Raw genomic sequence first — 24,493 nt, 5'->3', positions numbered from 1 at the left:
GACGGTTCTGCGTCTCGTACTCCACGTGCGCCGTCGAGATCGTGATCCCGCGCGCCTTCTCCTCAGGCGCCTTGTCGATCTGGTCGTAGGCCGTGAACGTCGCCCCGCCCGTCTCGGCCAGGACCTTCGTGATCGCCGCCGTCAGAGACGTCTTGCCGTGATCGACGTGGCCGATCGTGCCAATGTTGCAGTGCGGCTTGGTGCGGGAGAACTTTTCCTTGCCCATGATTCCCATTCCTGCGGCGGGGACCACGCAAGGGCCCCGAATCCTGGTCCGCCGCCCCGAAGTTCCGACAGGGGCGAAAAACGCGGTCCGCTTAGAGGGTCGGCCGCCAGGGATCAAGCTCCGCGACGCGCGGGGGCGCGCCGACCGGCCCCGCTGTCAAGCCAGGGATGCGAGTCTTGAACGGAGAAAGATCAATCACAGGCAGTATCCGCGCCGCTTTCGCGCCACAGTGTGGCTTCGCGGGCATAGCGGGATCCGTGCGGCCGAGCTTAAGTGGCGACAACAACGCGTCACCTCGGACCCCCGCCATGATGAAGAAGCTCCTCCTCGCCACCGCCGCGACGGCCCTGGTCACGACGGCCGCCTCCGCCGCCGACCTGCCGCGTCGCGCCGCCCCGCCGCCGGTCTTCACGCCGGTGCCGGTCTTCACCTGGACGGGCTTCTACGCCGGTCTCGAGTCCGCCTACACCTTCACCGACCGTGAGCGCATCACGACCGTCGGCGTCCAGCCCGGCAACGCCACCAACGTCGCCCTCGGCCGCCGCCCGTTCGCGACCTCGACCACGCAGGACGGCTTCGCCAACATCGGCGGCACCGCCGGCTACAACTACCAGTTCACGCCGGGCGCCGGCATCGTCGTCGGTATCGCCAACAGCATCGACTGGACGGACATCACCAAGAACCGGGTCGTGCTCGGCACCGGCAACGTCGCCGGCGGCCCGCCGAACATCAGCCAGTTCCGCCAGAGCCTCGACTGGCTCGGCACCCTCACCGGCCGCGTCGGCTACGCCTTCGACCGCGTCCTGGTCTACGGGATGGGCGGCCTCGCCTACGGCAACGTGTTCCACGACGCCAACTTCTACACCCCGGGCGGCCGCCTGCAGTTCGCCGGCCGCTACGACGACTTCAAGACCGGCTTCGCCTACGGCGGCGGCATCGAGTTCGCCCTGCCGACCGACAGCTTCCTGAACACCTTCGCGCTCGGCCGCTACATCGGCATCAAGTACGACGCCATCACGGTGAAGGCCGAGTACCTGCACTACGACCTCGGCAGCCAGAACGTGCTCGTCGGCGCGGTCCCGGGCGTGGGCAACGGCGCGTACATCTCGCGCTTCCGCACCGAGGGCAGCATCGTCCGCGCCGGCTTCAACTACAAGTTCGGCGGCATCTGAGTCGGACGACCCCGGGGTCTCCCCGGCGGATCCCAGCGAGGGCGGGTGCCGGCATCGGCGCCCGCCCTTTTTCGTGGGTCTCGCGCGCCGCGCGGCCGGCGCGTGAGACCCGGATCGAACCCCGCGAACCGCGACCGGGATCGCGGCCCGAGCCGCCAAGAGCCGCGTCAGAAGGCGCGCAGGTGCGCCACCAGCCGTCCGGCCGCAGCCTCCGCGGAGCCGGTATTGAGGATCGTCAGGTCCGCGGTGACGCCGCCCTCCCGAGCGAGACGCGCGGCCAAGTCGCCGTCCTGCGCCCGACCGCGGGCGGCGATGCGCCGCGCCAGGATCTCGGCCGGCGCCGTGATCTCGACGACGCTCACCCGCGGGCAGGCCGCCCGCGCCCGCGCGACGACGCGGCGCGAGACGTTGCAGACCACCACGTGGCCGTCGGCGACGCGCCGGCCGACCGCCTCCGGGAGCGCGTAGCCGAGGCCGTGGGCGCGCCAGCTCAGGGTGAAGCGCCCGGCCGCGCAGCCCTCGGTGAAGGCCGCCTCGTCGATCTCGTCGTTGTCCTCGTCGGCCGAGGGCGGGCGGGTGACGAGGCGGCGCGGGAAGACGTAGCGCGGGTCGTCGGCGAGCGCCGCCCGGGCGAGCCGGAGCAGCGTGTCCTTGCCGGCCCCGCTCGGGCCGACCACGAGGACGAGGCAGCCCGCCATCAGGCGACCCGCCGGCCGGCGCGCCAGACCTCGCGGACGACCGGCACGCCCTCGGCCCGCTGCACGCGCACGAGGTCGGCCCGCAGCCCGGGCGCCAGGGCGCCGCGATCGGTCAGGCCGGTGGCGCGGGCGGGGTTCGACGTGACGGTGGCGAGCGCCGCGGGCAGCGTGATCCCGGGCGCCTGCTCGGGCAACAGGAAGGCCGCCATCAGCAGGCTCGCCGGCACGTAGTCCGACGACAGGATGTCGAGGTGCCCGGCCTCGGCCAGCGCCAGGGCCGCGACGTTGCCGGAATGCGAGCCGCCGCGGATCAGGTTCGGCGCGCCCATCATCACGGTGATGCCCTGCCGGTGCGCGGCTTCGGCCGCCTCCAGGGTGGTGGGGAACTCGGCCAGCCGCACGCCCTCGCCGACCGCGAGGTCGACGTCGGCCAGGGTGGTGTCGTCGTGGCTCGCCAGCGGGATGCCCATCTCGCGGGCGAACTGAACGAGGGCCGGCCGGTTCTTCGCGTTGAGCGCCCGCCCGTCGCGAACCTTGCGCTCGGTGTTGGCGCGGATCTCCTCCATGGGCCGGCCGCCGCGGGTGGCGTAGGTGTAGTACTTCTCCATGTCTCGGAACTGCCGCTGGCCGGGCGTGTGGTCCATCAGCGAGATCAGCCCCACCGGGTAGCGGGCCGTGAAGGCCGCCACCGTGTCGAGCACGTCCAGGGAGGGCAACTCGCAGCGCAGGTGCGTGAAGTGCTCGGCCCGGAACAGGTCCCCGGCGCGCGCGGCGGCGATGGCGCCGGCGAGCTGCTCCAGCTCGGAGCCGAGGCCGCTGCCGTCCGGATCGCTGCCGGCGCGGAGCGAGTCGAACACCGTGGTGATGCCCGAGGCGGTGATCTGCGCGTCGTAGGCCAGGACGGCGCCGAGGGGGTGCCAGCGCACCTTCGGGCGCGGCGCGAAATGGCTCTCCAGGTGGTCGGTGTGCAGCTCGATCAGGCCGGGGATCAGGTGATCGCCGCCGAGATCGAGGCCGCGCGCGGGCGGGCGCCCCTCGCCGATCTCGGCGATCGCCCCGTCCGACACCGCGAGCCAGCCGCGCTGCACCCGGTCCGGCAGGACCAGGGTCGCGTTCTCGAGGATGAAATCGTCCATCGTGAGGATCCTCAGGCTGCCCGGGCTTGCGGCGCGAAGCGGGTGACATCGACCACCCGGGTCGCCACAGCGTCGCGCATCTCGCTGTCGTGGAAGATGCCGAGCACGCCGGCCCCGGCCCTGAGCTTCTCGCGGACGAGCTCGGCCACCACGGCGCGGTTCTCCGCGTCCAGGGAGGCGGTCGGCTCGTCGAGGAGCAGGAGCGGCCGGTCGGCGATCAGGCCCCGGGCGATGTTCACCCGCTGCTGCTCGCCGCCCGAGAAGGTCGCGGGCGGCAGGCCCCAGAGCCGCTCCGGCAGGTTGAGCCGGGCCAGCAGGGTCTCGGCCCGCGCGCGTGCCGCCGCTTCGGACAATCCGCCCTCGCGGCCGGCGGCCTCGACGACGTCGAGGGCCGGGACCCGCGGGATCACCCGGAGGAACTGCGACACGTAGGCGATGACCCGGGCCCGCAGCGCCAGGACCGCCCGCGGATCGGCCCGGACGACGTCCACGACCGTCGCGCCGTCGCGGACCAGGATCGCGCCGCCGTCGCAGCGGTAGTTGCCGTAGGCCATCTTCAGCAGCGAGGATTTTCCCGCGCCGGACGGGCCGCCGAGCACCACGCACTCGCCGGGCTCCACGGACAGGCTGACATCGCCCACCACCGGCAGCACGACGCCGCCGCGCAGGTGCAGGGTGAAGCTCTTGGCGACGGTCTCGAAGGTCAGGAGCGCGGTCATGCGGCGAGCACCGAGGCGACGAGGAGCTGGGTGTAGGCGTGCTCGGGATCGTCGAGCACCCGGTCGGTGAGGCCGGTCTCGATCACCCGGCCGGCGCGCATGACCATGATCCGGTGCGAGAGGAGCCGCGCCACCGCGAGGTCGTGGGTGACGATGATCACCGCGAGCCCCAGCTCGGCCGAGAGCCGGCGGATCAGGTCGAGGAGCCGGGCCTGGACCGAGACGTCGAGGCCGGAGGTCGGCTCGTCCATCAGCACCAGGCGGGGGCCGGTGACGAGGTTCCGGGCGATCTGCAGGCGCTGGCGCATGCCGCCGGAGAAGCGCGTCGGCGGGTCGTCGATCCGGTCGGCGGCGATCTCGACGCGGCCGAGCCAGTCGAGGGCCTGGGCGCGGATCCGCCCGTAATGGCGGTCGCCGAGCCCCATCAGCCGCTCGCCGACATTGCCGCCGGCCGAGACCGCCATGCGCAGGCCCTGGGCCGCGTCCTGGCGGACGAAGCCCCACTCGGTGCGCATCAGCGCCCGGCGCCCGGCCTCGCTCAGGGTGGCGAGGTCGCGCAGCGCGCCGTCGCGCATCCGGTAGGCGATCGTCCCGGAATCGGGCGCCAACTCGGTGGCGATGAGGGAGAGGAGCGTCGACTTGCCGGAACCGGATTCGCCCACGATCGCCAGCACCTCGCCGGGGACGAGGTCGAACGACACGTCGGCGCAGGCGAGGCGGGCGCCGTAGCGCTTGGTCAGGCCGCGGACCTGAAGCAGGGATTCGCTCATCGGGTCGCCTCCGCGGTGTCGGGCAGGAAGGGGGGATCGAGGCGGAAGCTGTAGCCGTAGCGCTCGAAGCCGAGGCTCTCGTAGAAGGCGTGGGCCGGCTTGGCGTCGACGTTCGACGACAGGGCGAGCTTGTAGCAGCCCCGCGCCACGGCGAGCCGGGCCGCCTCGTGCATCATCGCCCGACCGAGACCGCCGCCGCGGTGCCGGGACGCGACCACGACACTCTCGACGAGCGCCGAGGGGGTGCCCCAGTGGGCGATGTTGTCGAGGATGACGAGGCAGAAGGTGCCGACGACCGCGCCGTCGCGTTCGGCCACGTAGAGCCCGTAATCGGGATAGGCCGCGAGCCGGTCGAGCAGCGCCCCGGCCTGTGCCAGGGTCGCCGCCCGCCCGCCGTTCAGTTCGGCGTAGAGGTCGAGGATCGCGGGCAGGTCGGGCTTTCCGGCCCGGCGGACCGTGAGGTCGGTCATAGCGCGTCTCATGCCGCGTCCCCCGTGCCGACATGGCCGTCCGCGCGGCGCCCCTCGCAATGGTCGGTGTCCGAGCAGACGAACATCCGCCGGCCCGCATCGTCGAGCAGCACCTCGTCGAGATAGACGCCCTCGGCACCGCACAGCGCGCAGGGATGCTCGAACGCCTGGATCCGGAACGGGTGGTCCTCGAAGTCGAGGCTCCGCACCCGCGTGTAGGGCGGCACCCCGTAGATCCGCCGCTCGCGGCCCGCGCCGAAGAGCTGGAGCGCCGGGCAGTCGTCCATCTTGGGGTTGTCGAATTTCGGCGTCGGCGACGGGTCCATCACGTAGCGGCCCGCCACCTCCACCGGGTACGCGTAGGTGGTGGCGATGTGGCCGTGGCGGCTGATGTCCTCGTAGAGCTTCACGTGCATGGCGCCGTACTCGGCTAGCGCGTGGAGCTGGCGGGTCTCGGTCTCGCGGGGCTCGAGGAAGCGCAGGGGCTCGGGGATCGGCACCTGGTAGACGAGGGTCTGCCCCTCGGTGAGCGGCGTCTCGGGGATGCGGTGGCGGGTCTGGATCACCGTCGCCTCCGCGGTGCGGGTGGTGGTGGCCACCCCGGAGGTCTTGGCGAAGAAGCGGCGGATCGAGACCGCGTTGGTGGTGTCGTCGGCCCCCTGGTCGATGACCTTCAGCACGTCCGAGCGCCCGAGGATCGCGGCCGTCACCTGCACGCCGCCGGTGCCCCAGCCGTAGGGCATCGGCATCTCGCGGGAGGCGAAGGGCACTTGGTAGCCCGGCACCGCGATGGCCTTGAGGATGGCCCGGCGGATCATCCGCTTCGTGCCCTCGTCGAGATAGGCGAAGTTGTAGCCCGGTTCGCTCTCCGGGCGGTGCGCGATCGCGGCGCTCATTCGGCGGCCTCCTGCATCTCGACGGTGTCGGACTCGCGCTCGAACTCGGTACGTAGCCGGCGAACCAGTTCCAGCTCGGCCTGGAAGTCGACGTAGTGGGGCAGCTTCAGGTGCTCGACGAAGCCGGTCGCCTGGAGACTGTCGCAGTGGGCCAGCACGAATTCCTGGTCCTGGGCCGGGCTCGCCACCGGCTCGCCCAGCTCCTCCGCGCGGAGCGCCCGGTCGACCAGGGCCATCGCCATGGCCTTGCGCTCGCTCTGCCCGAAGCTCAGCCCGTAGCCGCGGGTGAATTGCGGCGGGGCCGCCCCGGAGCCCTTGAACTGGTTGACCATCTGGCACTCGGTGAGCCGGATGCGGCCGAGCGGCACCGCGAAGCCCAGCTCCTCGGGCACGAACTCGACCGCGACCTCCCCGACCCGGATCTCGCCGACGAACGGGTGGGTGCGGCCGTAGCCGCGCTGCGTCGAGTAGGCGAGGCCGAGCACGAAGCCCTCGTCGCCCCGGGCCAGCGCCTGAAGGCGGAGCGCCCGGTCAGCGGGGTAGTCCACCGGCTCGCGGGTGAGGTCGCCCGCGGGCGCGCCGTCGTCCGGCGGCGAGGGCTCGATCAGGCCGTCCCGGGCCAGCAGGTCGGTGACCCGCGGGCAGGAGCCGGCATCGGCGCGCGGCTCGGCCTCGGCGGCGGGCTCGATCCCGGCTTCGGCGGCGAGCGCGAAGTCGACCAGCCGGTGGGTGTAGTCGAAGGTCGGCCCGAGCACCTGCCCGCCGGGCAGGTCCTTGAACGTCGCGGAGATCCGGCGCTCGACCGCCATGGCGCCGGTGTCGACCGGCGCGGAGGCGCCGAAGCGCGGCAACGTGGTCCGGTAGGCGCGGACCAGGAACACCGCCTCGACCACGTCGCCGCGCGCCTGCTTGAGCGCCAAAGCCGCGAGGTTCGGATCGTAGAGCGAGCCCTCGGTCATCACCCGGTCGACGAGCAGCGCCATCTGCTCCCGAATCTGCTCGACGGAGAGCTCCGGCACGGCCGGATCGCCCCGGCGCGCCTCGGCGAGGAGACGGTGAGCGTTGTCGATGGCGGCCTCGCCGCCCTTCACGGCCACGTACATGGATCAGGCCTCCGTCACCGTCGTGGAGCGCGGCAGGCCGGCCACGCGGCCGGGCGCCGTCAGGATCAGGTCGATGCCCAGGGGGAAGCCCGCGCGGTTCTCCGCGAGCTGCGCCGCGAAGCCGTCCGGCAGGGGCGCCGGCGCGATCCCGGCGGTGCCCCGGATGCCGGGGCCGGACAGGCGCAGCCCCTCCCCCTCCGCGAGCGCGTCGAGGGCGAGCACCAGCGTCGTGGCGGTGTCGGGATAGGCCGGCGTCCCGGCGGCGAACTCCGCCAGCGGCGGGCAGCGCGCCGGGTCGCTGACCAGCGCGAAGGCCGCCGCGGCCGGGTCGCCGGTGAGCGGCGCGCCGGTGTGGAAGCGCAGGTATTCCGCGACCTCCGGCGCCGCGGCGAGGGCCGGATCGAGCCAGACCGGCGTGTCGGCATCGGTGAGCGTCAGCGCGACGGCGGCCAGTTCCGGCGTCAGGGGCGCGGGCGGCGCGAGGCCCGGCGCGAGGAGCCGGACGCGTCCGGGGCGGGCGAGGGCGTCCATCACGGCGCGGAACGTGTCCTGCGCGTCGTGGACCGGGTCGGCGAAGCCGGGGGCGAGCATGCTCAATCCTCTCCGCGGGCGAGGGTCAGGAAGTCGACCCGGGTGGCGGCCGTGCGCCGGGCGGCCCGATCCCGGGAGGCCGCGAGCCGCCGGGCGGCGGGCTCCAGGGCGGCCTCGACCCGGGCGCGCCGGACCGGATCCTGCCAGAGGGCGTCGAGGATCGCGGCGAGCCGCGCCTTCGCGCGGTCGCGGCCGAGATGGTAGGCGAAGCCCGCCGGACCGTCCGCGAGGCGGATGGCGGCCCGCGTCACGCTGACCTCGCCGAGATTGAACGGGCGACCGTCGCCGCTGATCCGGCCCGACGCCATCACGAGACCGGTCTCGGGCGGACGCAGGTCCGCGGCCGCGGGCGCTTCGAGGCCCGACACGGCCGCTTCGAGGGCCGCCTCCAGATCCGCGCGGCTCGCCTCGGCACAGAGGGCCATGACCGCCTGGCGCGCCGCGGTCTCGCCCTCGGATCCCGGATGTCTCGGGGTCGTCGTCATCGCGAATCCCTTCGTCCCTCGGTTGTCTAGGTGTATAGACAACTGGCGTGCGCCGCACAAATGAAGTTTGGATGACAGGATGGATGCGCAGGAGCAGGCGGCCGGCCTCGTCCGGGGCGAGGGGCTGACGGCGTGGCGGCAGATCGCCGACGCGCTGACGGCCGAGATCGCGGCGGGACGCTACGCGCCGGGACAGCAGCTCCCCGCCGAGGCCGCCCTGGCGACGCGGTTCGCGGTGAACCGGCACACGGTGCGGCGCGCCCTCGCGGCGCTGGCCGAGGGCGGGCTCGTGCGCGCCAGCCAGGGCCGGGGCACCTTCGTGGAGGAGGCGCCGCTCGCCTACCCGATCGGGCCGCGCACGCGCTTCTCCGAGATCGTCGCCGGGGCCGGGCGCGAGGCCTGGGGCGACCTCGTCGCCGCGACCACGGTCCCGGCCGGGACCGAGCAGGCGGCGTCCCTGGCCCTCGCTCCCGGCGCGCCGATCCTGGAGCTGCTGACGGTCCACCGGGCGGACGGCGCCCCGCTCTCGACGGCGCTGACCTGGCTGCCGCTGCCGCGCTTCGCGGGTTTCGCCGAGGCCTACGCGGCGCGCGGCTCGATCACCCGGGCCTTCGCGACCTGCGGCGTCCACGACTACACCCGGCTCTCGACGCGGATCCGGGCCCGCCCCGCGGATCCCGCGGAGGCGCAGCGCCTCGACATCGCGCCGGGGCGGGTCGTGCTGGTGGTGTCGAGCGTCAACATCGATCCCGCCGGCGTGCCGATCCAGGCGAACCGCACCCTGTTCGCCGCCGACCGCGTGGAGCTGGTGATCGGCGGGTGATGCGATGTCCGCGCGACCTCCGCGCGACCTCCGCGCGATGTCCGCGCGACGGCCTCGGCACTCCGTCCTCGCGAGCGGAGCGAAGCGACCCGGGGCAGCGCGACCCTGGGTCATTGCGCTCCGCGCGTGATGCCGGGAAGCCGAGGCCTCCCTCAGCGCGCCGCCGGCCCGATGATCGCCCGGCGCAGGCGGGTCGAGACCCAGTCGATCGCCGCCACGGTCACGAGGATCATCAGCACCAGGAAGGCGACCTGCTGCAGCTCCAGCACGCGGATCAGCTCGGTGAGGTACTGGCCGATGCCGCCCGCGCCGACGATGCCGATGATCGTCGCCGAGCGGGTGTTCGACTCGAAGAAGTAGAGGACCTGGCTCGCCAGCACCGGCAGCACCCCCGGGATCAGCCCGAAGCGGATGCGGTGGAGCGCCGAGCCGCCCGAAGCGACGACGCCCTCGCCGGCCCGCTTGTCGCAGGTCTCGATCGCCTCCGAGAACAGCTTGCCGAGCGCGCCGAAATCCGAGCACGCGATCGCGAGCGCCCCGGCGAACGGGCCCAGGCCGACGACGTTGATCCAGATCAGCGCCCAGATCAGCACGTCGACCGAGCGCATCACGTCGAGGCCGCGGCGGACCGCGAACCGCGCGAACGGGTTGGGCACGACGTTCCGCGCCGCCAGGAACGCCACCGGGAAGGCGAGGATCGCCGCCGTCAGCGTGCCCAGGAAGGCGATGCCGAGGGTCTCGCCCAGCGCGTGCAGGAAGGTCCAGAACTGGCCCTCCGGCGATGGCGGCAGCATCAGCACCGCGAAGGTGCCGAGCCGCCCGAGCCCGTGGAGGATCCGCGCCACCGAGAAGTCGAGGCGCCAGTAGCCGAGCGCCGCGAGCCCCACCAGGACGACGAGCAGGGCGGCGAGCCGCGCCCGCCCCGGCCAGTCGGTGCGGAACTGCGCGGGGTAGCGCGCGCGCAGGCGGCCGAGGTCGGCCCGGGCCGCCGCCCGCAGGGTCTCGGGACGCGCGCTCATCGGGCGTGCTCCGCGCCGATCAGGCGGTGGCGGACCCGCTCGGTGACGAGGTCGATGCAGAAGACGGTCAGGATGATCAGCACGAGGATCGCGCTCACGTCCGCGTAGTAGAAATTGCGGATCGCCACGAGGAATTCCTGGCCGATGCCGCCGGCGCCGACGAAGCCCATCACCCCGGCGCCGCGCACGTTGATCTCGAAGCGCAGCAGCGCGTAGGAGGCGAAGTTCGACAGCACCTGCGGCAGGACCGCGAAGCGCACCGTCTGGACCCAGGTCGCGCCCGAGGCCGACAGGCCCTCGACGGGCCGCATGTCGATGTTCTCGACCACCTCGGAGAACAGCTTGCCCAGCGCGCCCGTGGTGTGGATCGCGATGGCGAGCACGCCCACCATCGGGCCGAGGCCGAAGGCGATGACGAAGATCAGCGCGAACACGACCTCGGGGACGGTGCGGCACAGTTCCAGGAGCCGCTTGGCGCCGACGCGCAGCACGCGCGACCGCACGAGGTTGGCGGCGGCCACGAAGCTGAGGGCGAAGCCCGTCAGCCCCCCGAGCAGCGTCCCGAGATAGGCCATGAGCAGGGTCTCGCCCAGCAGGCCCAGCCATTTGGGCAGGCCCCAGTACCAGGCGCGGACGTCCTCCAGCGGGTGCTCGAGGCTGATCGGCGGCAGGATCTGCTGGATGTAGGCGGTGAACTTGCCGATGTTCTCGGCGAAGACCAGCGGCCGCACCTCGGCGATCAGGCCGGCGACCACGGCGAGCGCCGCCACCAGGGCGAAGCCCGCCAGCGTGCGGCGGCGGGCCTCGCCGGTCGCCGCCGCGTAGAGGCCGGAGAGGGCGGCTGCCCGCTCCGGCGACAGGGGTGTCAGACCGCGCAAGGCGGGCGGCTCCGGATCAGGACTTCCGGCGCTGCTCGTCGTTGAACCGCAGCATGTCGATGATCGGCTGGTAATCCTTGAGGGTCACCGGCGTGAGATCCTGGTCCTTGCCGTCGGAGAGCCGGTCGAAGGCGGCCTTGTCGGCCTTCGGCAAGGCCACGAAGGCGTCGCGGATCTTGGCCTTCAGGTCGTCCGGCAGGCTCGCCAGCACGGCGAAGGGCCCCTCCGGCAGGAAGTCGGACTTGAACACGACCCGGAAGTCCGACTGCTGCATCGGCGTGCCGTCGGGCTTCTTGAGCATGCCCTTGGCGGCCATGCGGGTGACCATCGTGTCGGTCTCGGAGTTCCACAGGTTGGCGGCGGCGTCGGCCGTGCCCTGGGTGAGCGCCAGGACGGCGTTCTCGTGGCTGCCCGCGTAGAAGGTCTTGCCGAAGAACTTCTCGACGTCGTAGCCGGCCCGCTTCAGGAAGAAGCGCGGCGCCTGGTTGCCGGAGGTAGAGTTCGGATCGACCAGCGCGAGGTTCTTGCCCTTGAGATCCTCGACGGTCTTGTAGGGGCTGGAGGCCAGCACGTAGACCACCGAATAGTAGCCCGAGGCGCCGGTCTCGTGCTTCTGGTTGACGATCGGCTCGATCTTGACGCCGGTCATCACGGCCCGGGCGAAGGATGCCGGCCCGTACCACGCGATCTGGATATTGCCTGCGCGCTGGCCCTCGATCACCGCGGCGTAGTCGCTCGCCACCCGCAGCTTCACCGGCACGCCGAGGGTCTTGGTCAGGTAGGCGGTGAGTGGCGCCCAGCGGTCGGCGGTGCCCGAGGCGTTCTCGGCCGGGATCACGCCCAGCGTCAGCTCCGGATACTGGGCCTTCCAGTCCTGGGCGGCGGCCGGCAGGCCGAGGAGGGCGAGGGCCGCGGCGGCGGCGAGGGTGCGTCGGGTGATCATCGGGTCGTCCTTCGTGGCGTCGGCGAGGTTCGGCCGGCCGGAGGCCGGTCGGGCGTTTCCAAGACGGTGCACTTTGGCGGTGCGCTCTGGCGGTGCTTGTTGGGGCCCGGGGCCCGGATCAGGCGCCGAGGGCGGCCTCGCGGACCGGGCGGACCGGCACGAGACCGGGCCGGCCCGGCATCGCGGCCCGCTGCTCCGCCTCGCGCTGCGCGGAATCGTCCAGCACCTCGCCGGCCTCCAGGCCGTAGAGCCGGCGCGCCACGTCCTCGGTGAGGTCGAAGGGGCCGCCCTCGAACACGACCCGCCCGGCCGCGAGGCCGACGAGGCGGTCGCAGTAGGCGCGGGCGAGGTCGAGGGAGTGCAGGTTGCACAGCACCGTGATGCCGTAGCGCCGGTTCACGTCGGCGAGCGCGTCCATCACGAGCCGCGTGTTGCGCGGGTCGAGCGAGGCGACCGGCTCGTCGGCGAGCAGGATCTCGGGTTCCTGCACGAGGGCGCGGGCGATGGCGACGCGCTGCTGCTGGCCGCCCGACAGGCCGTCGGCCCGCTGGCCGGCGAACTCGCCCATGTCGAAGCTCTCCAGGGCGGCGAGGGCCATGGCGCGGTCCTCGGCGGACCATTGCCGGAGCAGGGCGCGGTGGGTCGGCACGTGGCTGAGGCGCCCCATCAGCACGTTGGTCATGACGTCGAGCCGGCCGACGAGGTTGAATTGCTGGAAGATCATGGCGCAGCGGGTGCGCCACTCGCGCAGCGGGCGGCCGCGCAGGGTGGTGACCTCGCGGCCCTCGTGGAGGATGCGCCCCGAACTCGGATCCGCCAGCCGGTTGATGAGCCGCAGCAGCGTGGACTTGCCGGCACCGGACCGGCCGATCACCCCGACGAAGCTGCCGGGCTCGATCCGGAGCGACACGCCGTCGACGGCGCGTCGGTCGCCGTACTGGCGCGTGAGATCCTCGATAACCAGCATGCCACCATCCGCCGGGGAACGGCCGCACGTAGACGCCGGTTTGACGACGATTGGATGACGTATTCGGAACGATTATATTTGCCGGCGCAGCATCTCGGCTTTTCGATAGCCGACTTAATCTTCGTGGCGTTCCAGGAATGCTTCGACGGGCAGCCCGCGGAAATCCGGCAGCGCCCGGCGCAGGCGCTCGTGGTCCCAGTCCCACCACGCCAAGCGGGTCAGACGGTCCGCGACCACCTCGGGGAAGCGGCGCCGGACCGGCCGGGCGGGATTGCCGACGACGATCGTGTAGGGCTCGACGTCGCGGGTGACTATGGCGCCCGCCCCCACCACCGCGCCGGTGCCGATCGTGCGCCCGGGCAGGACGACCGCGCCGTGGCCGATCCAGACATCGTGGCCGATCGCCACCGGGCTCGCCCGGCGCCGGTCGAAGAAGGCGGGCTCGTCCGATTCCTCCGGCCAGTAGGCGCGCGCCCGGTAGGTGAAGTGCGCCTGCGACGCCCGCTCCATCGGGTGGTTGCCGGGATTGATCCGCACGCTGGCGGCGATCGAGCAGAACTTGCCGATCGCGGTGTAGATCACCTCGCCGTCCTCACCGATGTAGGAATAGTCGTCGAGGGTCGTCTCGGTGAGGCGGGTGCGGGCGCCGACCTCGGTGTAGCGGCCGAGGCGGCTGTCGACGACCCGGGCGCTCGGATCGAGCGCGGGTTCGAGGCCGAGGGGGCGGTCAACCACGGGCCTCTCCGAAGGGCAGGCGCGCCAGGAGCCGGAACGGCCCCGACCCGTCCTGGGTCAGGAGGCTGACGGCGTCGATCCGCAGGGGCTCCGGTCCCGCGGCGGCGTAGGCCTCGGACAGGCGCCGGTGCCAGAGGTCGCGCTCCGCCTCCGGCAGGGCGTCGGTCAGGGTCATGTGGAAGCGGAAGGCCTCGAACACGTAGGGATAGCCCCAGCGGTCGAGGAGCGCGCGGCCGCGCGGGTCGAGGCGCTCCGGCCGGCGCTTGGCGCGCTCGGCCTCCGTGAGCGGCGCCCGGAACGGGTCGAGGGCGGCGACGCACTCGGCGGCGAGGAGCCCGAGTTCCGGCGGGGGTGTCTCCGGCACCAGGGCGAGGAACGGCCCGAGGGCGGCGACCCGGAGCGGCCCCGCCGCAACCGGCGGGTGCGCGGCCGCGAGGGCGCGGGCGGCGGCCACGAGGTCGGCCTCCCCGGTGCCCGGGGCGAGGCGCAGCGGCGCCTTGAGGGTGGCGTGGAACCCGTAGACCCGCGCGCCCGCCGTGACCGCAGCGAGATCACCGAGCCCCTCCGGGTGCGGCACCGGCAGCCCGGTGACGTTGTCGGTGCCGAGGATCGCCCGGCCGAAGGCTTCGAGGCGCGAATCCGGGGCGGGCAGCCAGTAGAGGGCGTAGCGGCGCGACACGTAGGGTCTCCGATCGCCGGGCGGTCAGGCCGTCGGCGCGTAGGTGCGCGCGTCGGCGGCCCGCCGGGGGCGCACGTCCATGGCATTGCCCCGCCACACAATGGCGCTCCGCATCCAGGCGCCGACCCAGATCGCCGGGATCAGGGCGTCGCGCGCCAGGAAGGCCGCCAGCGTTCGGGGCGAGCGGTGCCAGCCCGCGCGGGCCGCGAGCCGGTGCTCGGCGGCATAGCACAGGGCGGCGAGGCCGGCAGCGCCCGCGAGGCCCGCGAGGCTTCCGGCCCAGAGGGCGACGAGGAGCGCCGGCAGCAGGACGCCGCTGCCGATCTCGGGGGCGAAGAACAGCGGGAAGGTCACGCGGCGCAGGCGCGCCCAGCGCAGCTGCCGCGACCAGACCTCCCGGAAGCCGCGCGGGCCGAGCGGCTGCTCGAACGGGCTCGCCACGAGGTGGACCCGCTTGCCGGCGGCGCGCACGAGCTTGGTGGCGGCCGCGTCCTCGGCGATCTCGGCCGCGAGCGCCTGGAGGCCGCCCTGCGCCTCCAGGAAGGGCTTGTGCCAGAGCATGCTCTTGCCCTGCGCGAAGCCCAGCCCGAAGGCCTCGGCGGCGTATTGCCAGCGCGCCTGCAGGGTGTTCAGGAAGGCGCACTCCACCTCCGCCATGAAGCTGCCCGGGCGGGCGCCGGCCGGGGTGGAGCAGACGAGGCCGGTATCGGCGCGCCACGCCGCCTGCAGCCGCTGGAGGTAGTCCGGCGGCATGGCGACGTTGGAATCGGCGAGCACCACCCAGTCGTGGGCGGCGGCGCGCCAGCCGCGCAGGCAGTTGTTGAGCTTCGGGTTCGCGCTGACGCGCTCGTCGCCGAGGATCAGGCGGGCGGGCACGTGCGGGTGGGCCTCGATCAGGCGCTCCACCATCGGGACGATCGGGTCGGCCGGGTCGGCCACGCAGAAGATCAGCTCGTAGGACGGGTAGTCGAGACGGAAGCTGCGGAGGAGCATCTCCTCGCTGTAGGCCTCGACCCCGCGCAGGGGGCGGACCAGGGAGACGGGCGCGCCGTCCGGGAACCGCGACGGGCCGTGGTCCCGGCCGAGGCGCCGGGCCGCGACGGCGATGCTACCGATCTGGACGACGGCCAGGAGCGCGCCGAGGGACAGGGCCGGCACCGTGGCGTCAATCATGCGGATCCCTCGTGCGATCGGGCGAGCGGTCCGGTCCGCTAGCGGCCGGACCGCGTCAGGCGTGTGACAGCGCCGCCCGACGCTCTCGGACACGTTCTCGGACACGCTCGCCGACGCGCGGCGTCGCGGGCCGTCACCCAACCGTCACCGCGCGGTTTTAATCCCCGCTCACCACGAAAGATTCCGCGCGAGGGTTCATGTCCGATACCGCCGTGATGCCGTCGGGGGCGGTGGGAGACCGGAAGGCGGGCGGTCCGCGCCTCGACCACGGGATGCATCTCGGCGGGGTGGTGGCGTTCCTGCTCGTCCTCGTGGCGGGCCTCGGCTACGCGGTGGTGAGCCTCGTCGCGGACATGAACGCGGTCGGGGAGGCGCCCCTGGCCTACGGCGCCTTCGCGCTGCTCGGCCTCGCCCTGCTGATCGCCCTCGCCTTCGAGTTCGTGAACGGCTTCCACGACACCGCCAACGCGGTCGCCACGGTGATCTACACGCACTCGATGCCGCCGCTCGTCGCGGTGATCTGGTCGGGCTTCTTCAACTTCCTCGGCGTGATGCTGTCGTCGGGCGCGGTGGCCTACGCCATCGTGACGCTGCTGCCGGTCGAGCTGATCCTCAACGTGGGCTCGCACGCGGGCTACGCGATGATCTTCGCGCTGCTGCTGGCGGCCATCATCTGGAACCTCGGGACCTGGGCCTTCGGGCTGCCGAACTCGTCGTCCCACGCGCTGATCGGCTCGGTGCTCGGCGTCGGCCTCGCCAACCAGCTGATGAACGGCGGCGACGGCACCGCGGGCGTCGACTGGACCCAGGCGCTCAACGTCTTCAAGGCACTGCTGTTCTCGCCGGTCTGCGGCTTCGTGCTCGCGGCGCTGCTGCTGCTCGCCCTGAAGGTCACGGTGCGCCGGAAGGACCTGTACGAGGCGCCCAAGGGCGAGGCGCCCCCGCCCCCGTGGATCCGCGGCCTGCTGATCCTCACCTGCACGCTGGTGTCGTTCTTCCACGGCGGCAATGACGGGCAGAAGGGCATGGGCCTGATCATGCTGATCCTGATCGGCGCCGCCCCCACCGCCTACGCGCTCAACCGCACCATGGCGGACGACACGACGCCCGCCTTCGTGCAGGCCTCGACGGCGGCGAGCGCGGTGTTCGCCGCCCGTGCCCCCGGCGCCGCGGTGCCGGACGCCGCGGCCGCGCGCCGGACCGTGACGGAGGCGCTCAAGACCAAGGCGCTGAACACGCCGCCCGTCTACGCGGCGCTGGCGGCGCTCTCGAACGACATCGCCGCCAGCGTGAAGAATTACGGGGCGATCCGCACGGTGCCGGCCGCCCAGACCCAGAACCTGCGCAGCGACATGTACCTCGCCGCCGACGCGGTGCGCGTCCTCCTGCCGGGCGCCGGAGCCGACTTCTCGGAGGCCGACAAGGCCGACCTGAAGCGCTACGCGGGCCTGCTCAACGACGGCACGCGCTACATCCCGGGCTGGGTCAAGGTCTGCGTCGCCCTGGCCCTGGGTCTCGGCACCATGGTCGGATGGAAGCGCATCGTCGTCACGGTGGGCGAGAAGATCGGCAAGACCCACCTGACCTACGCGCAGGGCGCCTCGGCCGAGATCGTCGCCGCCGGCACGATCGGGCTGGCCGAGCTCTACGGCCTGCCGGTCTCGACCACCCACATCCTGTCATCCGGCGTCGCCGGGACGATGGCGGCCAACGGCTCGGGCCTCCAGATGTCCACGGTGCGCAACATGGCGCTCGCCTGGATCCTGACCCTGCCGGCGGCGATCACCCTCGCGGCCGCTCTGTTCTACCTCCTGCGCCACCTGTTCTGACGCGGGTCCGGCCGGACGGGCCGGAGACCGCGCTCCGCCCCCCGACGAAGCGACCCGGTCTCCGGCCTTCCGCAGCGCGCCCCGGCGCTTCAGGAACTCGCCATCGCCCGCACGAAGGCCAGGCAGGTCCGGCGCGCCGCCGGACTGTCGATCGCCACGAAGGCCGAGACGAGGTCGGCCGCCTGGGTCATGGCCGCGTCGGGCTGGTCGGTATCCGGGTAGAAGCTCGCCACCGGCACGTCGAGGATGCCGGCGATACGGTTCAGGGCGTCGCTCGCGCGCGCCGCCTCCGGGGTCGGCGTGCGGGTCCGTGCCGGATCCGCGGAAGCGTCGGGCGCCATCGCTCAGGCCGCCTTGTGGCCGAGCTGGATCGCCCGGGCGATCTCCGAGCGCCGCGCGGCGTAGCCCGGGGCCACCATCGGGTAGTCGGCCGGGAGGCCGTACTTCGCCCGATACCGCTCGGGGGTGAGGCCGTGCGCGGTGAGGTGCCGCTTCAGCGTCTGGTAGGACCGGCCGTCGATGAAGCTGATCAGGCCCGTCTCCTGGATCGAGGCATCGACCTGCGACTGGCTGAGCCCGGACCCGCCGAACTCTGACGGCGCGCAGCGCAGCACCGCGATCGCCGCGTGCACCTGGTCGATCAGGGCCGGCAGCGCCGCGACCTCGATCGCGTTGCGCGAGACGTAGGCCGCGACGATCGCGCCGACCTTCTCCATCATGAACGTCGAGCGGTGATCGATAAGGTTGTTCATCTGAGACATCGCTGTTGAAGAGCTGTTCCGTCACACGCGCCGTGCCGATCGGTGATCGGTCTGATCCGATCGCGTGCGGCCGATGCGGAGCGCCGGTCCGGCTCCGGGATGAGACCACCTCAAGTTGAAAGCACTCCGTTTCTTGAGGATGCAGATAATATACAATATGAGCGGCGCGGCGTTTGTCCGACGGCGCGAGGTTTTTTGCTCCACCGCGCAGCCTCCGGGATTCCCGGAATGGTTACTGGGACATTCACTGTTTTCGGCCGCTGAGGACGGCTTCGAAAGCGGATTTCCCGCCGGCCGACGCCTCGGCCCAAGCGACCCCGGACGATCCCGGCGAAGTCCATCGGCGCCTTCGCGGTGGCGCGGTCGGCCGAGGCTTCCCTCACACTCCGGTGCCGCGGGCGTCCATCCATGCAGACCCTCTTCACGACCGCCGGTCTGGGGCTGCGGGGAAGCTTCCGACGCTGGCGGGAGATCGTGTCCGAGCATCTCGTGACAGAGGATCTTCAGAAGCTCCACGACCGCCCCATCGCGGCCAAGCTGGGATGCGCGCAGATCGGCCGCCTCGTCGTGACCCGCGCGGCGCCGTGCGAACGGCCGCGACGCACCGAACTCTCCGGCGGCCGAACGGTCCCGACGCGCTGTTCGTGGTCCTGAAGCCCGCCGACCGGTCGATCATGCAGCGGAGCGGCCGTGGGGCGGTGGTTCAGGCCGGCGACCGCGTCGTCGTGGACCGGCAGCCGCCGGTGGCGACGGCGGAGACCGACCGGCGCTGGCTCCCGGACGCGCGGCGCGACCGCCCGGAGCGCGTGCTCGGCCGGGCCGCCTCGACACCGCCCTGACCGTCGGCGCAGAGCCGGCTTCGGCGAGCCCGGCGCGACCTTCTCAGCGAGGTGGTCCGCGACCGGCTGTCGGCGGCCGCCGCGCGCCTGCCCGATCCGGCCTGCGCCCACCTGCCGATCGGCGTCGCGGCCTACGGGTGTGGTCCGACACCCCGCGACCACCGGCACGCGGCCCGCGCCGGCACCCCGTGATCCGCCACCTCGGCCGCACCGGGGCGGCGGGCCGTCTCACGCCGCGCGGTCGCTCCGGCGCAGGCTCGCCGGCATGGCGAAGAGCGCGAGCCCGGCGGCGACGAGGCAGAGCACGCCGATCCCGTAGAGCGCGGGCGTCGTCGAGCCGGTGAGATCCTTCACCCAGCCGACCATCACCGGGCTGACGATGCCGCCGAACTGCCCGAGCGTGTTGATCAGCGCGATCCCGCCCGCCGCGCCGACGCCGGTGACGAGCTTGGCCGGCAGGGTCCAGAAGGTCGGGATCGAGGCGACGATGCCGGCCCCCAACAGTGCCAGGGCGAACATCAGCGGCACGATGTGCTTGTCGAACAGGCCGGCGCCGAAGAAGCCGAGCGCGGCCGCGATGGCGAGGCCGGCGACGAATTTCGGCCGCTCGCCCGAGGCGTCGGACAGGCGCCCGATCACCACCATGCTGATCGCCCCGCAGATGTAGGGGATCGCCGTCAGGAAGCCCACCGAGGCCGCCTGCCCGCCGCTCGCGGTCTTGATCAGGTCCGGCCCCCAGAAGTTCAGGCCGTACGAGCCGATCTGGAGCAGGAAGTAGATCAGCGCGATCATCAGGAAGCCGGGCTGCTTGATCGCCCCGATCAGCGAGTGGTCGCCGATGTCCCGGTTGTGGTGTGCGATCCGGCTCGACAGGAGCGCCTTCTCGGGCTCGGACAGCCAGCGGGCATCGGCGATCCGGTCGTCGAGGCGCGTCAGCACGAGCATTCCGAGCACGAGGCAGGGCAGGCCGCCGGCCAGGAACAGCCATTGCCAGCCGGCGAGGCCGCCGACGCCGTTGAGGCCGCCGAGGATCAGGCCCGCCACCGGCGCCCCGAAGATCCCCGAGAAGGCCGAGGCCACGAACATGAACGAGGTGATGCGGCCGCGATGCGAGGCCGGGAACCAGATGGTCAGGTAATAGAGGATACCCGGCGCGAAGCCCGCCTCCATGGCGCCGATCAGGAAGCGCAGGGCGTAGAAGTGCCACTCGCTGCGGATGAAGATCATCAGCGCGGTGGCGATGCCCCAGGAGATCATGATCCGGGCGATCCAGCGCCGCGCCCCGACCCGGTAGAGGAACAGGTTCGAGGGCACCTCGAAGATCACGTAACCGACGACGAACATGCTCGCGCCGAGCCCGTAGGCGACGTTGCTGAAGCCGAGGTCGCTCTGGAGCTGGAACTTGGCGAAGCTGATGTTGATGCGGTCGAAGAACGCGAACATGTAGCAGATCATGATCAGCGGCATGAGCCGCCACGCGACCTTGCGGACGACGCCGGTCTCCGTCACCGCGCCGGCCTCGGCGGCGGCCGGCGACCCGGACAGGGCTGCGGTCATGGTTTCCTCCGTGGTGTGTTCTTGAGGGACGTGTCGTGGGCGGTGCCGCCTTCGGGCGGGCGGCTTGTCCGCGTGAACTCAGAGCCTGTGCGACCGGGCCTCTCCAACCCGCGCCCTCATCCTGAGGTGCGGCGAAGCTGCCTCGAAGGAGGCCTCCAGCCGGACGTGCGATCCCTGGAGGCCTCCTTCGAGGCCTCCGCTGCGCTCCGTCCCCTCAGGATGAGGGCGCGAGCGGGATCTCCGTCGTGACGCGCAGGCTCAAGGATGCAGGAGCTGACAGAGTCTCAGGCCGCCCGGGCGGGGGCCGGATGCAGGTCGCAGGGCCGTCCGGCCTTGGCGACCTGGCCGGGCACGTCGTGGCCGACGAGGCGCGGCAGGTCCCGCGACAGGCCGATCAGCGCCGGGAGGTCGAGGCCCGTCGGCAGGCCCATCTCGTGGGCCATGCTGACGAGATCCTCGGTGCAGATGTTGCCGGTGGCGCCGGGCGCGAACGGGCAGCCGCCCAGGCCGCCGAGCGCCGCATCGAAGCGCCGGGCGCCCGCGTCGTAGGCCGCCAGCACGTTGGCGAGGCCGAGGCCGCGTGTGTTGTGGAAGTGAAGCGTCAGGCGCCCGGGACCGACCAGGGGTAGGACCCGTGCGACGAGGCGGCTCACCTGCCGGGGATTGGCCATGCCGGTCGTGTCGGCCAACGTCACCCCGTCGACGCCCAGCGACAGGTAGCGCTCCACCTGCGCGACGACCCTGTCGGCCGGCTGGTCGCCCTCGAACGGGCAGCCGAAGGCGGTCGCCACCGTGGCGTTGGTGCTGAGCGGGGCGCCGCGCACCGAATCCATGATCCGCGCGAAGCCGGCGATCGAGTCGGCCGGGCTCATGCCCATATTGGCGCGGTTGTGGGTCTCGCTCACCGAGGCGACGAGGTTGATCTCGTCGACCCTGGCGGCGAGCGCCCGCTCGGCGCCCTTCGGGTTCGGCACCAGGGCGACGTAGACGGTCCCGGGCCGGCGCCGGATCCCGGAGAAGACCTCGGCCGCGTCGGCGAGCGCCGGCACCGCCTTCGGCGAGACGAAGGACGAGACCTCGATCCGGCTGAAGCCGGCCGCCGCCAGGGCGTCGATCAGGCGGATCTTCTCCGCCGTCGGCACGAAGACCGGCTCGATCTGGAAGCCGTCGCGGGTCGCGACCTCCTGGACGATCAGGGCGTCGCCGCTCATGCCACGGCTCCCTTCTCGCGCAGCGCGGCGATGCGCGCCGGGTCGAGACCGAGCTCGGCGAGCACGGAATCGGTGTGGGCGCCGAGGGCCGGCCCCTGCCAGCGGACCTCGCCGGGCGTGTCGGAGAGCTTCGGCACGATGCCGGGCATCTTCACCGCGGTCCCGCCGGGCAGCTCCGCCTGCAGGATCATGTCGCGCGCCTGATAATGCGGGTCGGCCACGATGTCGGCCACCGAGTAGATGCGGCCGGCTGGCACGTCGGCGGCGTCGAGGGCGGCGAGCGCCTCCTCGACCGTCTGCGTCTTCGACCAGTCGGCGATGGTGCCGTCCAGCATGGCGGATTGCCTGGAGCGACCCTCGTTGTTGCGCAGCGCCGGGTCGTCCGCGAGGTCGGGCCGGCCGATCGCCGTCATCAGGCGGCGGAAGATGGGGTCGCTGTTGCCGGCGATGACCACGTAGCCGCCGTCCCGCGTCGGGTAGGTGTTCGACGGGGTGATGCCCGGCAGGGCGCCGCCGGTGCGGGTGCGGACCTCGCCGAGCAGGTCGTACTCGGGGACGAGGCTCTCCATGACGTTGAACACGCTCTCGACGAGCGAGACGTCGATGACCTGGCCCGCGCCCTGCCCGGTCTTGACCCGCAGCAGGGCCATCAGCGCGCCGATGACGCCGTGGAGCGAGGCCAGGGTGTCGCCGATGCTGACGCCGACCCGGGCCGGCGGGGCCTCCGGGCTGCCGGTGGTGAAGCGGATGCCGCCCATCGACTCGCCGATGGCGCCGAAGCCGGGCCGGTCGCGGTAGGGGCCGGTCTGGCCGTAGCCGGAGATCCGGACCATCACGAGCTTCGGGTTGAGGGCGGAGAGCACGTCCCAGCCGAGGCCGAGCTTCTCCAGGCCGCCGGGCCGGAAGTTCTCGACCACCACGTCGGCGCTCCGGGCGAGCTGCTTGACGATGTCGAGCCCCTCGGGCGACTTCAGATTGACGGCGATCGACTTCTTGTTGCGTGACTGCAGGTACCACCAGAGCGAGGTGCCCTCGTGCATCTTGCGCCACTTCCGGAGGGGATCGCCCTCACCCGGGGGCTCGACCTTGATGACCTCGGCGCCGAACTCGGCCATCAGCCGCGTCGCGAAGGGCGCGGCGATCAGCTGACCGAGCTCGAGAACGCGGATACCGCTGAGCGGACCGGACACGGCTTTCCTCCATCGTTTGTTGCCCCGGAGATAGGGCTCTTCCGGTAGCCAAGTCCAAACGCCATGCACCACCGTGCGTTCGCCGCAGGAGAACGCACGCTCAGCGACCGGCGGCCCGGAGATGCTCCAGCAGGAGGGCGGCCGCCGGCGACAGGGCGCCCGGGCGGACCACGAGGCGCAGCGTGCGCACGGCCCAGGGATCGGTGAGCGGCACCGCGGCGAGCCGCATCGGCGGGCCGAGCAGGGCGTAGACGCGCTCCGGCACGGTCCCGAGGCCGAGCCCGACCTGCGCCATGCGGCAGATCGCGTCGAAGCTCGGGACGTGCATGCGCAGCCGCAGGGGCCGGCCGAGGCGCCGGGCCTCGTCGCGCAGGGCGGCGTAGATCGAGCTCTCCGCGTGCAGCCCGACATGGTCGTAGTCGAGTGTGTCGGCCAGCGCGACGGCGCCGCGGCCGCTCAGGGGATGCCCGGCCGGCATCACCAGGACGAGGCGGTCGCTCCGGTACGGGTAGGCGGTGAGGCTGCGGGTGTCGGTGTTGTCCGCGCAGAGGCCGAGATCGGCGAAGCCCTCCTCGACGCCGGCGACGACGCCGCCGCTCGGCCGCTCCTCCAGGTCGACCCGGATCCCGTCCTGCGCCGCCAGGAACGCCTGCAGGTCCTCGGGCAGGAACTCCACGATGGCCGAGAGGTTGGCGAGCACCCGCACGAAGCCGCGCACGCCCCGGGCGTGCTCGGCGAGTTCCAGAGCGATCTGCTCGGCGCTCGCCAGCATCCGCCGGGTGTGGTGCAGCAGGGTCTCGCCCGCCGGGGTGAGCCGCATGCCGCGCGGCTCGCGGGTGAGCAGGGTGCAGCCCAGCGCGTGCTCCAGCTCGGCGAGGCGCTTGCTCACCGCCGAGGGCGCGATCGCCGCCCGGCGGGCCGCGCCGTTCAGGGTCCCCTCCGCGCAGATGGCCGCGAACAGCCGGAGCGTCTTCAGGTCGAGGCGGCTCAGGGTCGCGGCCGCGGGCAGGTCGGCGGACATCCGGCGGCTCGGTCCGGGCGCGCCGTCAGTCGCGGGATCCGACCGGCTGGCCGTAGGTGCCGAGACCGGCCTTGGCCCCCTCCCGGTTGACGAGGCCGAAGCGCAGCACAGCCTGCTCCAGGTAGTCGATCGCGTCGACGAGGTGGGCGCGCGCCGCGGCGACGCTCTCGTCCCCCTCCTCGACCGGCGTCTCGGCGAGCTTCACGGCGGCGATCAGGACGCGGTCGCGCTCGTCCTCGATCCGCGGATCGCGGGCGAGGTGGCCCCGGACCCGGGCGTCGAACGTCGCGATGACCGACCAGGGCAGCGCGTCCTTGCCGGACGGCGCCCGGTACGCCCGAGCGTGGCGCCGCGCGTCGGCGCTGGCGGCCCTGACATCGTCGGCGAGTGCTGCATCCATTCCCGGCCTCCGCGGCGCCGCGCCGATCGGTCCTCGGCCGGACCATCGGCTCGAGGGTCCGAACGTGCGCCGGCCCGGTCCGTTGCCGACGCCCTTAGCGGGCCGCGCCACAAACCTTCAAGACCCGTCGGGCGAGGGCCTTACCTTGGCGGTTCCGGCCCTTATCTCTCGGGCTCGTGATCAAGCGGCCGAGTCTCGGCCG

At 72.6% G+C, this 24,493-nt stretch carries 30 protein-coding genes; 6 read left to right on the top strand and 24 right to left on the bottom strand.

Features of this window, described 5'->3' with window-relative positions:
• On the bottom strand, positions 1 to 226 hold a 226-nt coding region (locus ASG32_RS06875), incomplete at its 3' end, for a GTP-binding protein (RefSeq protein WP_244491834.1).
• A gap of 308 nt (positions 227 to 534) precedes the next feature.
• Here ASG32_RS06875 and ASG32_RS06870 point away from each other — a divergent pair.
• On the top strand, positions 535 to 1,398 hold the full coding sequence (locus ASG32_RS06870) for a hypothetical protein (RefSeq protein WP_056523827.1): 864 nt from the start codon (positions 535 to 537) through the stop codon (positions 1,396 to 1,398).
• A gap of 167 nt (positions 1,399 to 1,565) precedes the next feature.
• Here the strand turns inward: ASG32_RS06870 and phnN are convergent, their stop codons facing one another.
• Genes phnN through phnG form a run of 9 tightly spaced genes read right to left on the bottom strand, consistent with a single transcriptional unit; the run spans position 1,566 to position 8,266 of the window.
• Positions 1,566 to 2,096, bottom strand: coding sequence for a phosphonate metabolism protein/1,5-bisphosphokinase (PRPP-forming) PhnN (phnN, locus tag ASG32_RS06865; RefSeq protein ID WP_056523825.1), 531 nt, complete (start codon positions 2,094 to 2,096; stop codon positions 1,566 to 1,568).
• Positions 2,096 to 3,232 (bottom strand): alpha-D-ribose 1-methylphosphonate 5-triphosphate diphosphatase, encoded by a 1,137-nt coding sequence (locus tag ASG32_RS06860; protein ID WP_056523823.1) that lies wholly within the window; start codon positions 3,230 to 3,232, stop codon positions 2,096 to 2,098. The genes phnN and ASG32_RS06860 overlap by 1 nt, the downstream gene beginning before the upstream one ends.
• A gap of 11 nt (positions 3,233 to 3,243) precedes the next feature.
• A complete protein-coding gene (gene phnL, locus ASG32_RS06855) occupies positions 3,244 to 3,951 on the bottom strand; it encodes a phosphonate C-P lyase system protein PhnL (protein ID WP_020093758.1) in 708 nt (235 codons plus the stop codon).
• Positions 3,948 to 4,721, bottom strand: coding sequence for a phosphonate C-P lyase system protein PhnK (gene phnK, locus ASG32_RS06850; protein ID WP_056523813.1), 774 nt, complete (start codon positions 4,719 to 4,721; stop codon positions 3,948 to 3,950). Before phnK ends, phnL begins: the two co-directional genes overlap by 4 nt.
• The gene (locus tag ASG32_RS06845) at positions 4,718 to 5,191 is read right to left on the bottom strand and encodes a GNAT family N-acetyltransferase (protein ID WP_056523810.1); all 474 of its coding nucleotides are present in this window, start codon (positions 5,189 to 5,191) and stop codon (positions 4,718 to 4,720) included. The genes phnK and ASG32_RS06845 overlap by 4 nt, the downstream gene beginning before the upstream one ends.
• Before the next feature lie 8 nt (positions 5,192 to 5,199).
• The gene (locus ASG32_RS06840) at positions 5,200 to 6,087 is read right to left on the bottom strand and encodes an alpha-D-ribose 1-methylphosphonate 5-phosphate C-P-lyase PhnJ (RefSeq protein WP_056523807.1); all 888 of its coding nucleotides are present in this window, start codon (positions 6,085 to 6,087) and stop codon (positions 5,200 to 5,202) included.
• Complete coding sequence (locus tag ASG32_RS06835; protein WP_056523804.1) at positions 6,084 to 7,190, bottom strand: carbon-phosphorus lyase complex subunit PhnI; 1,107 nt, start codon at positions 7,188 to 7,190, stop codon at positions 6,084 to 6,086. The genes ASG32_RS06840 and ASG32_RS06835 overlap by 4 nt, the downstream gene beginning before the upstream one ends.
• Positions 7,191 to 7,193: 3 nt before the next feature.
• Positions 7,194 to 7,781, bottom strand: a complete 588-nt coding sequence (gene phnH, locus ASG32_RS06830; protein ID WP_056523801.1) for a phosphonate C-P lyase system protein PhnH — start codon at positions 7,779 to 7,781, stop codon at positions 7,194 to 7,196.
• Between the two features lie 2 nt (positions 7,782 to 7,783).
• Positions 7,784 to 8,266, bottom strand: a complete 483-nt coding sequence (phnG, locus tag ASG32_RS06825; RefSeq protein WP_082557773.1) for a phosphonate C-P lyase system protein PhnG — start codon at positions 8,264 to 8,266, stop codon at positions 7,784 to 7,786.
• 79 nt (positions 8,267 to 8,345) lie between these two features.
• On the opposite strand from phnG, the gene phnF reads away from it, so the two are divergent.
• A complete protein-coding gene (phnF, locus tag ASG32_RS06820; protein ID WP_056523798.1) occupies positions 8,346 to 9,089 on the top strand; it encodes a phosphonate metabolism transcriptional regulator PhnF in 744 nt (247 codons plus the stop codon).
• Positions 9,090 to 9,241: 152 nt separating this feature from the next.
• Here phnF and phnE (ASG32_RS06815) read toward each other — a convergent pair whose 3' ends face one another.
• The 7 genes from phnE (ASG32_RS06815) to ASG32_RS06785 all read right to left on the bottom strand — a co-directional run bounded on the left by phnE (ASG32_RS06815) (position 9,242) and on the right by ASG32_RS06785 (position 15,483).
• Positions 9,242 to 10,108: a phosphonate ABC transporter, permease protein PhnE gene (gene phnE / locus ASG32_RS06815; RefSeq protein WP_020093766.1), complete on the bottom strand. Its 867-nt coding sequence runs from the start codon at positions 10,106 to 10,108 to the stop codon at positions 9,242 to 9,244.
• On the bottom strand, positions 10,105 to 10,986 hold the full coding sequence (gene phnE / locus ASG32_RS06810) for a phosphonate ABC transporter, permease protein PhnE (RefSeq protein WP_056523797.1): 882 nt from the start codon (positions 10,984 to 10,986) through the stop codon (positions 10,105 to 10,107). Before phnE (ASG32_RS06810) ends, phnE (ASG32_RS06815) begins: the two co-directional genes overlap by 4 nt.
• Before the next feature lie 16 nt (positions 10,987 to 11,002).
• On the bottom strand, positions 11,003 to 11,929 hold the full coding sequence (gene phnD / locus ASG32_RS06805; RefSeq protein ID WP_012320793.1) for a phosphonate ABC transporter substrate-binding protein: 927 nt from the start codon (positions 11,927 to 11,929) through the stop codon (positions 11,003 to 11,005).
• Positions 11,930 to 12,047: 118 nt separating this feature from the next.
• Positions 12,048 to 12,896: a phosphonate ABC transporter ATP-binding protein gene (phnC, locus tag ASG32_RS06800; RefSeq protein WP_056523795.1), complete on the bottom strand. Its 849-nt coding sequence runs from the start codon at positions 12,894 to 12,896 to the stop codon at positions 12,048 to 12,050.
• A 114-nt stretch (positions 12,897 to 13,010) separates the two neighbouring features.
• Complete coding sequence (locus tag ASG32_RS06795; RefSeq protein WP_056523793.1) at positions 13,011 to 13,631, bottom strand: chloramphenicol acetyltransferase; 621 nt, start codon at positions 13,629 to 13,631, stop codon at positions 13,011 to 13,013.
• Positions 13,624 to 14,310: a DUF1045 domain-containing protein gene (locus tag ASG32_RS06790; protein WP_056523792.1), complete on the bottom strand. Its 687-nt coding sequence runs from the start codon at positions 14,308 to 14,310 to the stop codon at positions 13,624 to 13,626. Before ASG32_RS06790 ends, ASG32_RS06795 begins: the two co-directional genes overlap by 8 nt.
• Before the next feature lie 24 nt (positions 14,311 to 14,334).
• Entirely contained in the window at positions 14,335 to 15,483 is a 1,149-nt protein-coding gene (locus ASG32_RS06785) for a ceramide glucosyltransferase (RefSeq protein ID WP_056523789.1), read from the bottom strand.
• 197 nt (positions 15,484 to 15,680) lie between these two features.
• Here ASG32_RS06785 and ASG32_RS06780 point away from each other — a divergent pair, with 197 nt between their 5' ends.
• Positions 15,681 to 17,312: an inorganic phosphate transporter gene (locus tag ASG32_RS06780; protein WP_056523786.1), complete on the top strand. Its 1,632-nt coding sequence runs from the start codon at positions 15,681 to 15,683 to the stop codon at positions 17,310 to 17,312.
• Positions 17,313 to 17,401: 89 nt separating this feature from the next.
• On the opposite strand, the gene ASG32_RS06775 is transcribed toward ASG32_RS06780, so the two are convergent.
• On the bottom strand, positions 17,402 to 17,653 hold the full coding sequence (locus tag ASG32_RS06775) for a hypothetical protein (protein WP_056523780.1): 252 nt from the start codon (positions 17,651 to 17,653) through the stop codon (positions 17,402 to 17,404).
• A 3-nt stretch (positions 17,654 to 17,656) separates the two neighbouring features.
• The gene (locus ASG32_RS06770) at positions 17,657 to 18,064 is read right to left on the bottom strand and encodes a MucR family transcriptional regulator (RefSeq protein WP_056523778.1); all 408 of its coding nucleotides are present in this window, start codon (positions 18,062 to 18,064) and stop codon (positions 17,657 to 17,659) included.
• A gap of 417 nt (positions 18,065 to 18,481) precedes the next feature.
• Here ASG32_RS06770 and ASG32_RS06765 point away from each other — a divergent pair, with 417 nt between their 5' ends.
• Genes ASG32_RS06765 through ASG32_RS33695 form a run of 3 tightly spaced genes read left to right on the top strand, consistent with a single transcriptional unit; the run spans position 18,482 to position 19,104 of the window.
• Positions 18,482 to 18,727 carry a hypothetical protein gene (locus tag ASG32_RS06765; protein ID WP_056523776.1) on the top strand — a complete coding sequence of 82 codons (246 nt, stop codon included), beginning with the start codon at positions 18,482 to 18,484 and terminating at the stop codon, positions 18,725 to 18,727.
• The gene (locus ASG32_RS06760; RefSeq protein WP_056523770.1) at positions 18,718 to 18,912 is read left to right on the top strand and encodes a hypothetical protein; all 195 of its coding nucleotides are present in this window, start codon (positions 18,718 to 18,720) and stop codon (positions 18,910 to 18,912) included. Before ASG32_RS06765 ends, ASG32_RS06760 begins: the two co-directional genes overlap by 10 nt.
• Positions 18,913 to 18,963: 51 nt before the next feature.
• Entirely contained in the window at positions 18,964 to 19,104 is a 141-nt protein-coding gene (locus ASG32_RS33695) for a hypothetical protein (protein WP_157861910.1), read from the top strand.
• A gap of 36 nt (positions 19,105 to 19,140) precedes the next feature.
• Here ASG32_RS33695 and ASG32_RS06755 read toward each other — a convergent pair whose 3' ends face one another.
• The 5 genes from ASG32_RS06755 to ASG32_RS06735 all read right to left on the bottom strand — a co-directional run bounded on the left by ASG32_RS06755 (position 19,141) and on the right by ASG32_RS06735 (position 24,291).
• The gene (locus tag ASG32_RS06755; protein ID WP_056523767.1) at positions 19,141 to 20,469 is read right to left on the bottom strand and encodes an MFS transporter; all 1,329 of its coding nucleotides are present in this window, start codon (positions 20,467 to 20,469) and stop codon (positions 19,141 to 19,143) included.
• 284 nt (positions 20,470 to 20,753) lie between these two features.
• Positions 20,754 to 21,680, bottom strand: a complete 927-nt coding sequence (locus ASG32_RS06750; RefSeq protein WP_056523764.1) for a hydroxymethylglutaryl-CoA lyase — start codon at positions 21,678 to 21,680, stop codon at positions 20,754 to 20,756.
• Positions 21,677 to 22,870, bottom strand: coding sequence for a CaiB/BaiF CoA-transferase family protein (locus ASG32_RS06745; RefSeq protein ID WP_056523761.1), 1,194 nt, complete (start codon positions 22,868 to 22,870; stop codon positions 21,677 to 21,679). Before ASG32_RS06745 ends, ASG32_RS06750 begins: the two co-directional genes overlap by 4 nt.
• A 100-nt stretch (positions 22,871 to 22,970) precedes the next feature.
• Positions 22,971 to 23,891, bottom strand: a complete 921-nt coding sequence (locus ASG32_RS06740; protein ID WP_056523758.1) for a LysR substrate-binding domain-containing protein — start codon at positions 23,889 to 23,891, stop codon at positions 22,971 to 22,973.
• 25 nt (positions 23,892 to 23,916) lie between these two features.
• Positions 23,917 to 24,291 (bottom strand): hypothetical protein, encoded by a 375-nt coding sequence (locus ASG32_RS06735; protein ID WP_020093781.1) that lies wholly within the window; start codon positions 24,289 to 24,291, stop codon positions 23,917 to 23,919.
• Positions 24,292 to 24,493 lie beyond the last annotated feature (202 nt).

Origin of the sequence: Methylobacterium sp. Leaf361 (assembly GCF_001424445.1) — a bacterium.
Lineage (GTDB): Bacteria > Pseudomonadota > Alphaproteobacteria > Rhizobiales > Beijerinckiaceae > Methylobacterium.
The sequence above is the reverse complement of the archived record's forward strand: the minus strand, read 5'-3'. Positions and strand labels throughout refer to the sequence as shown.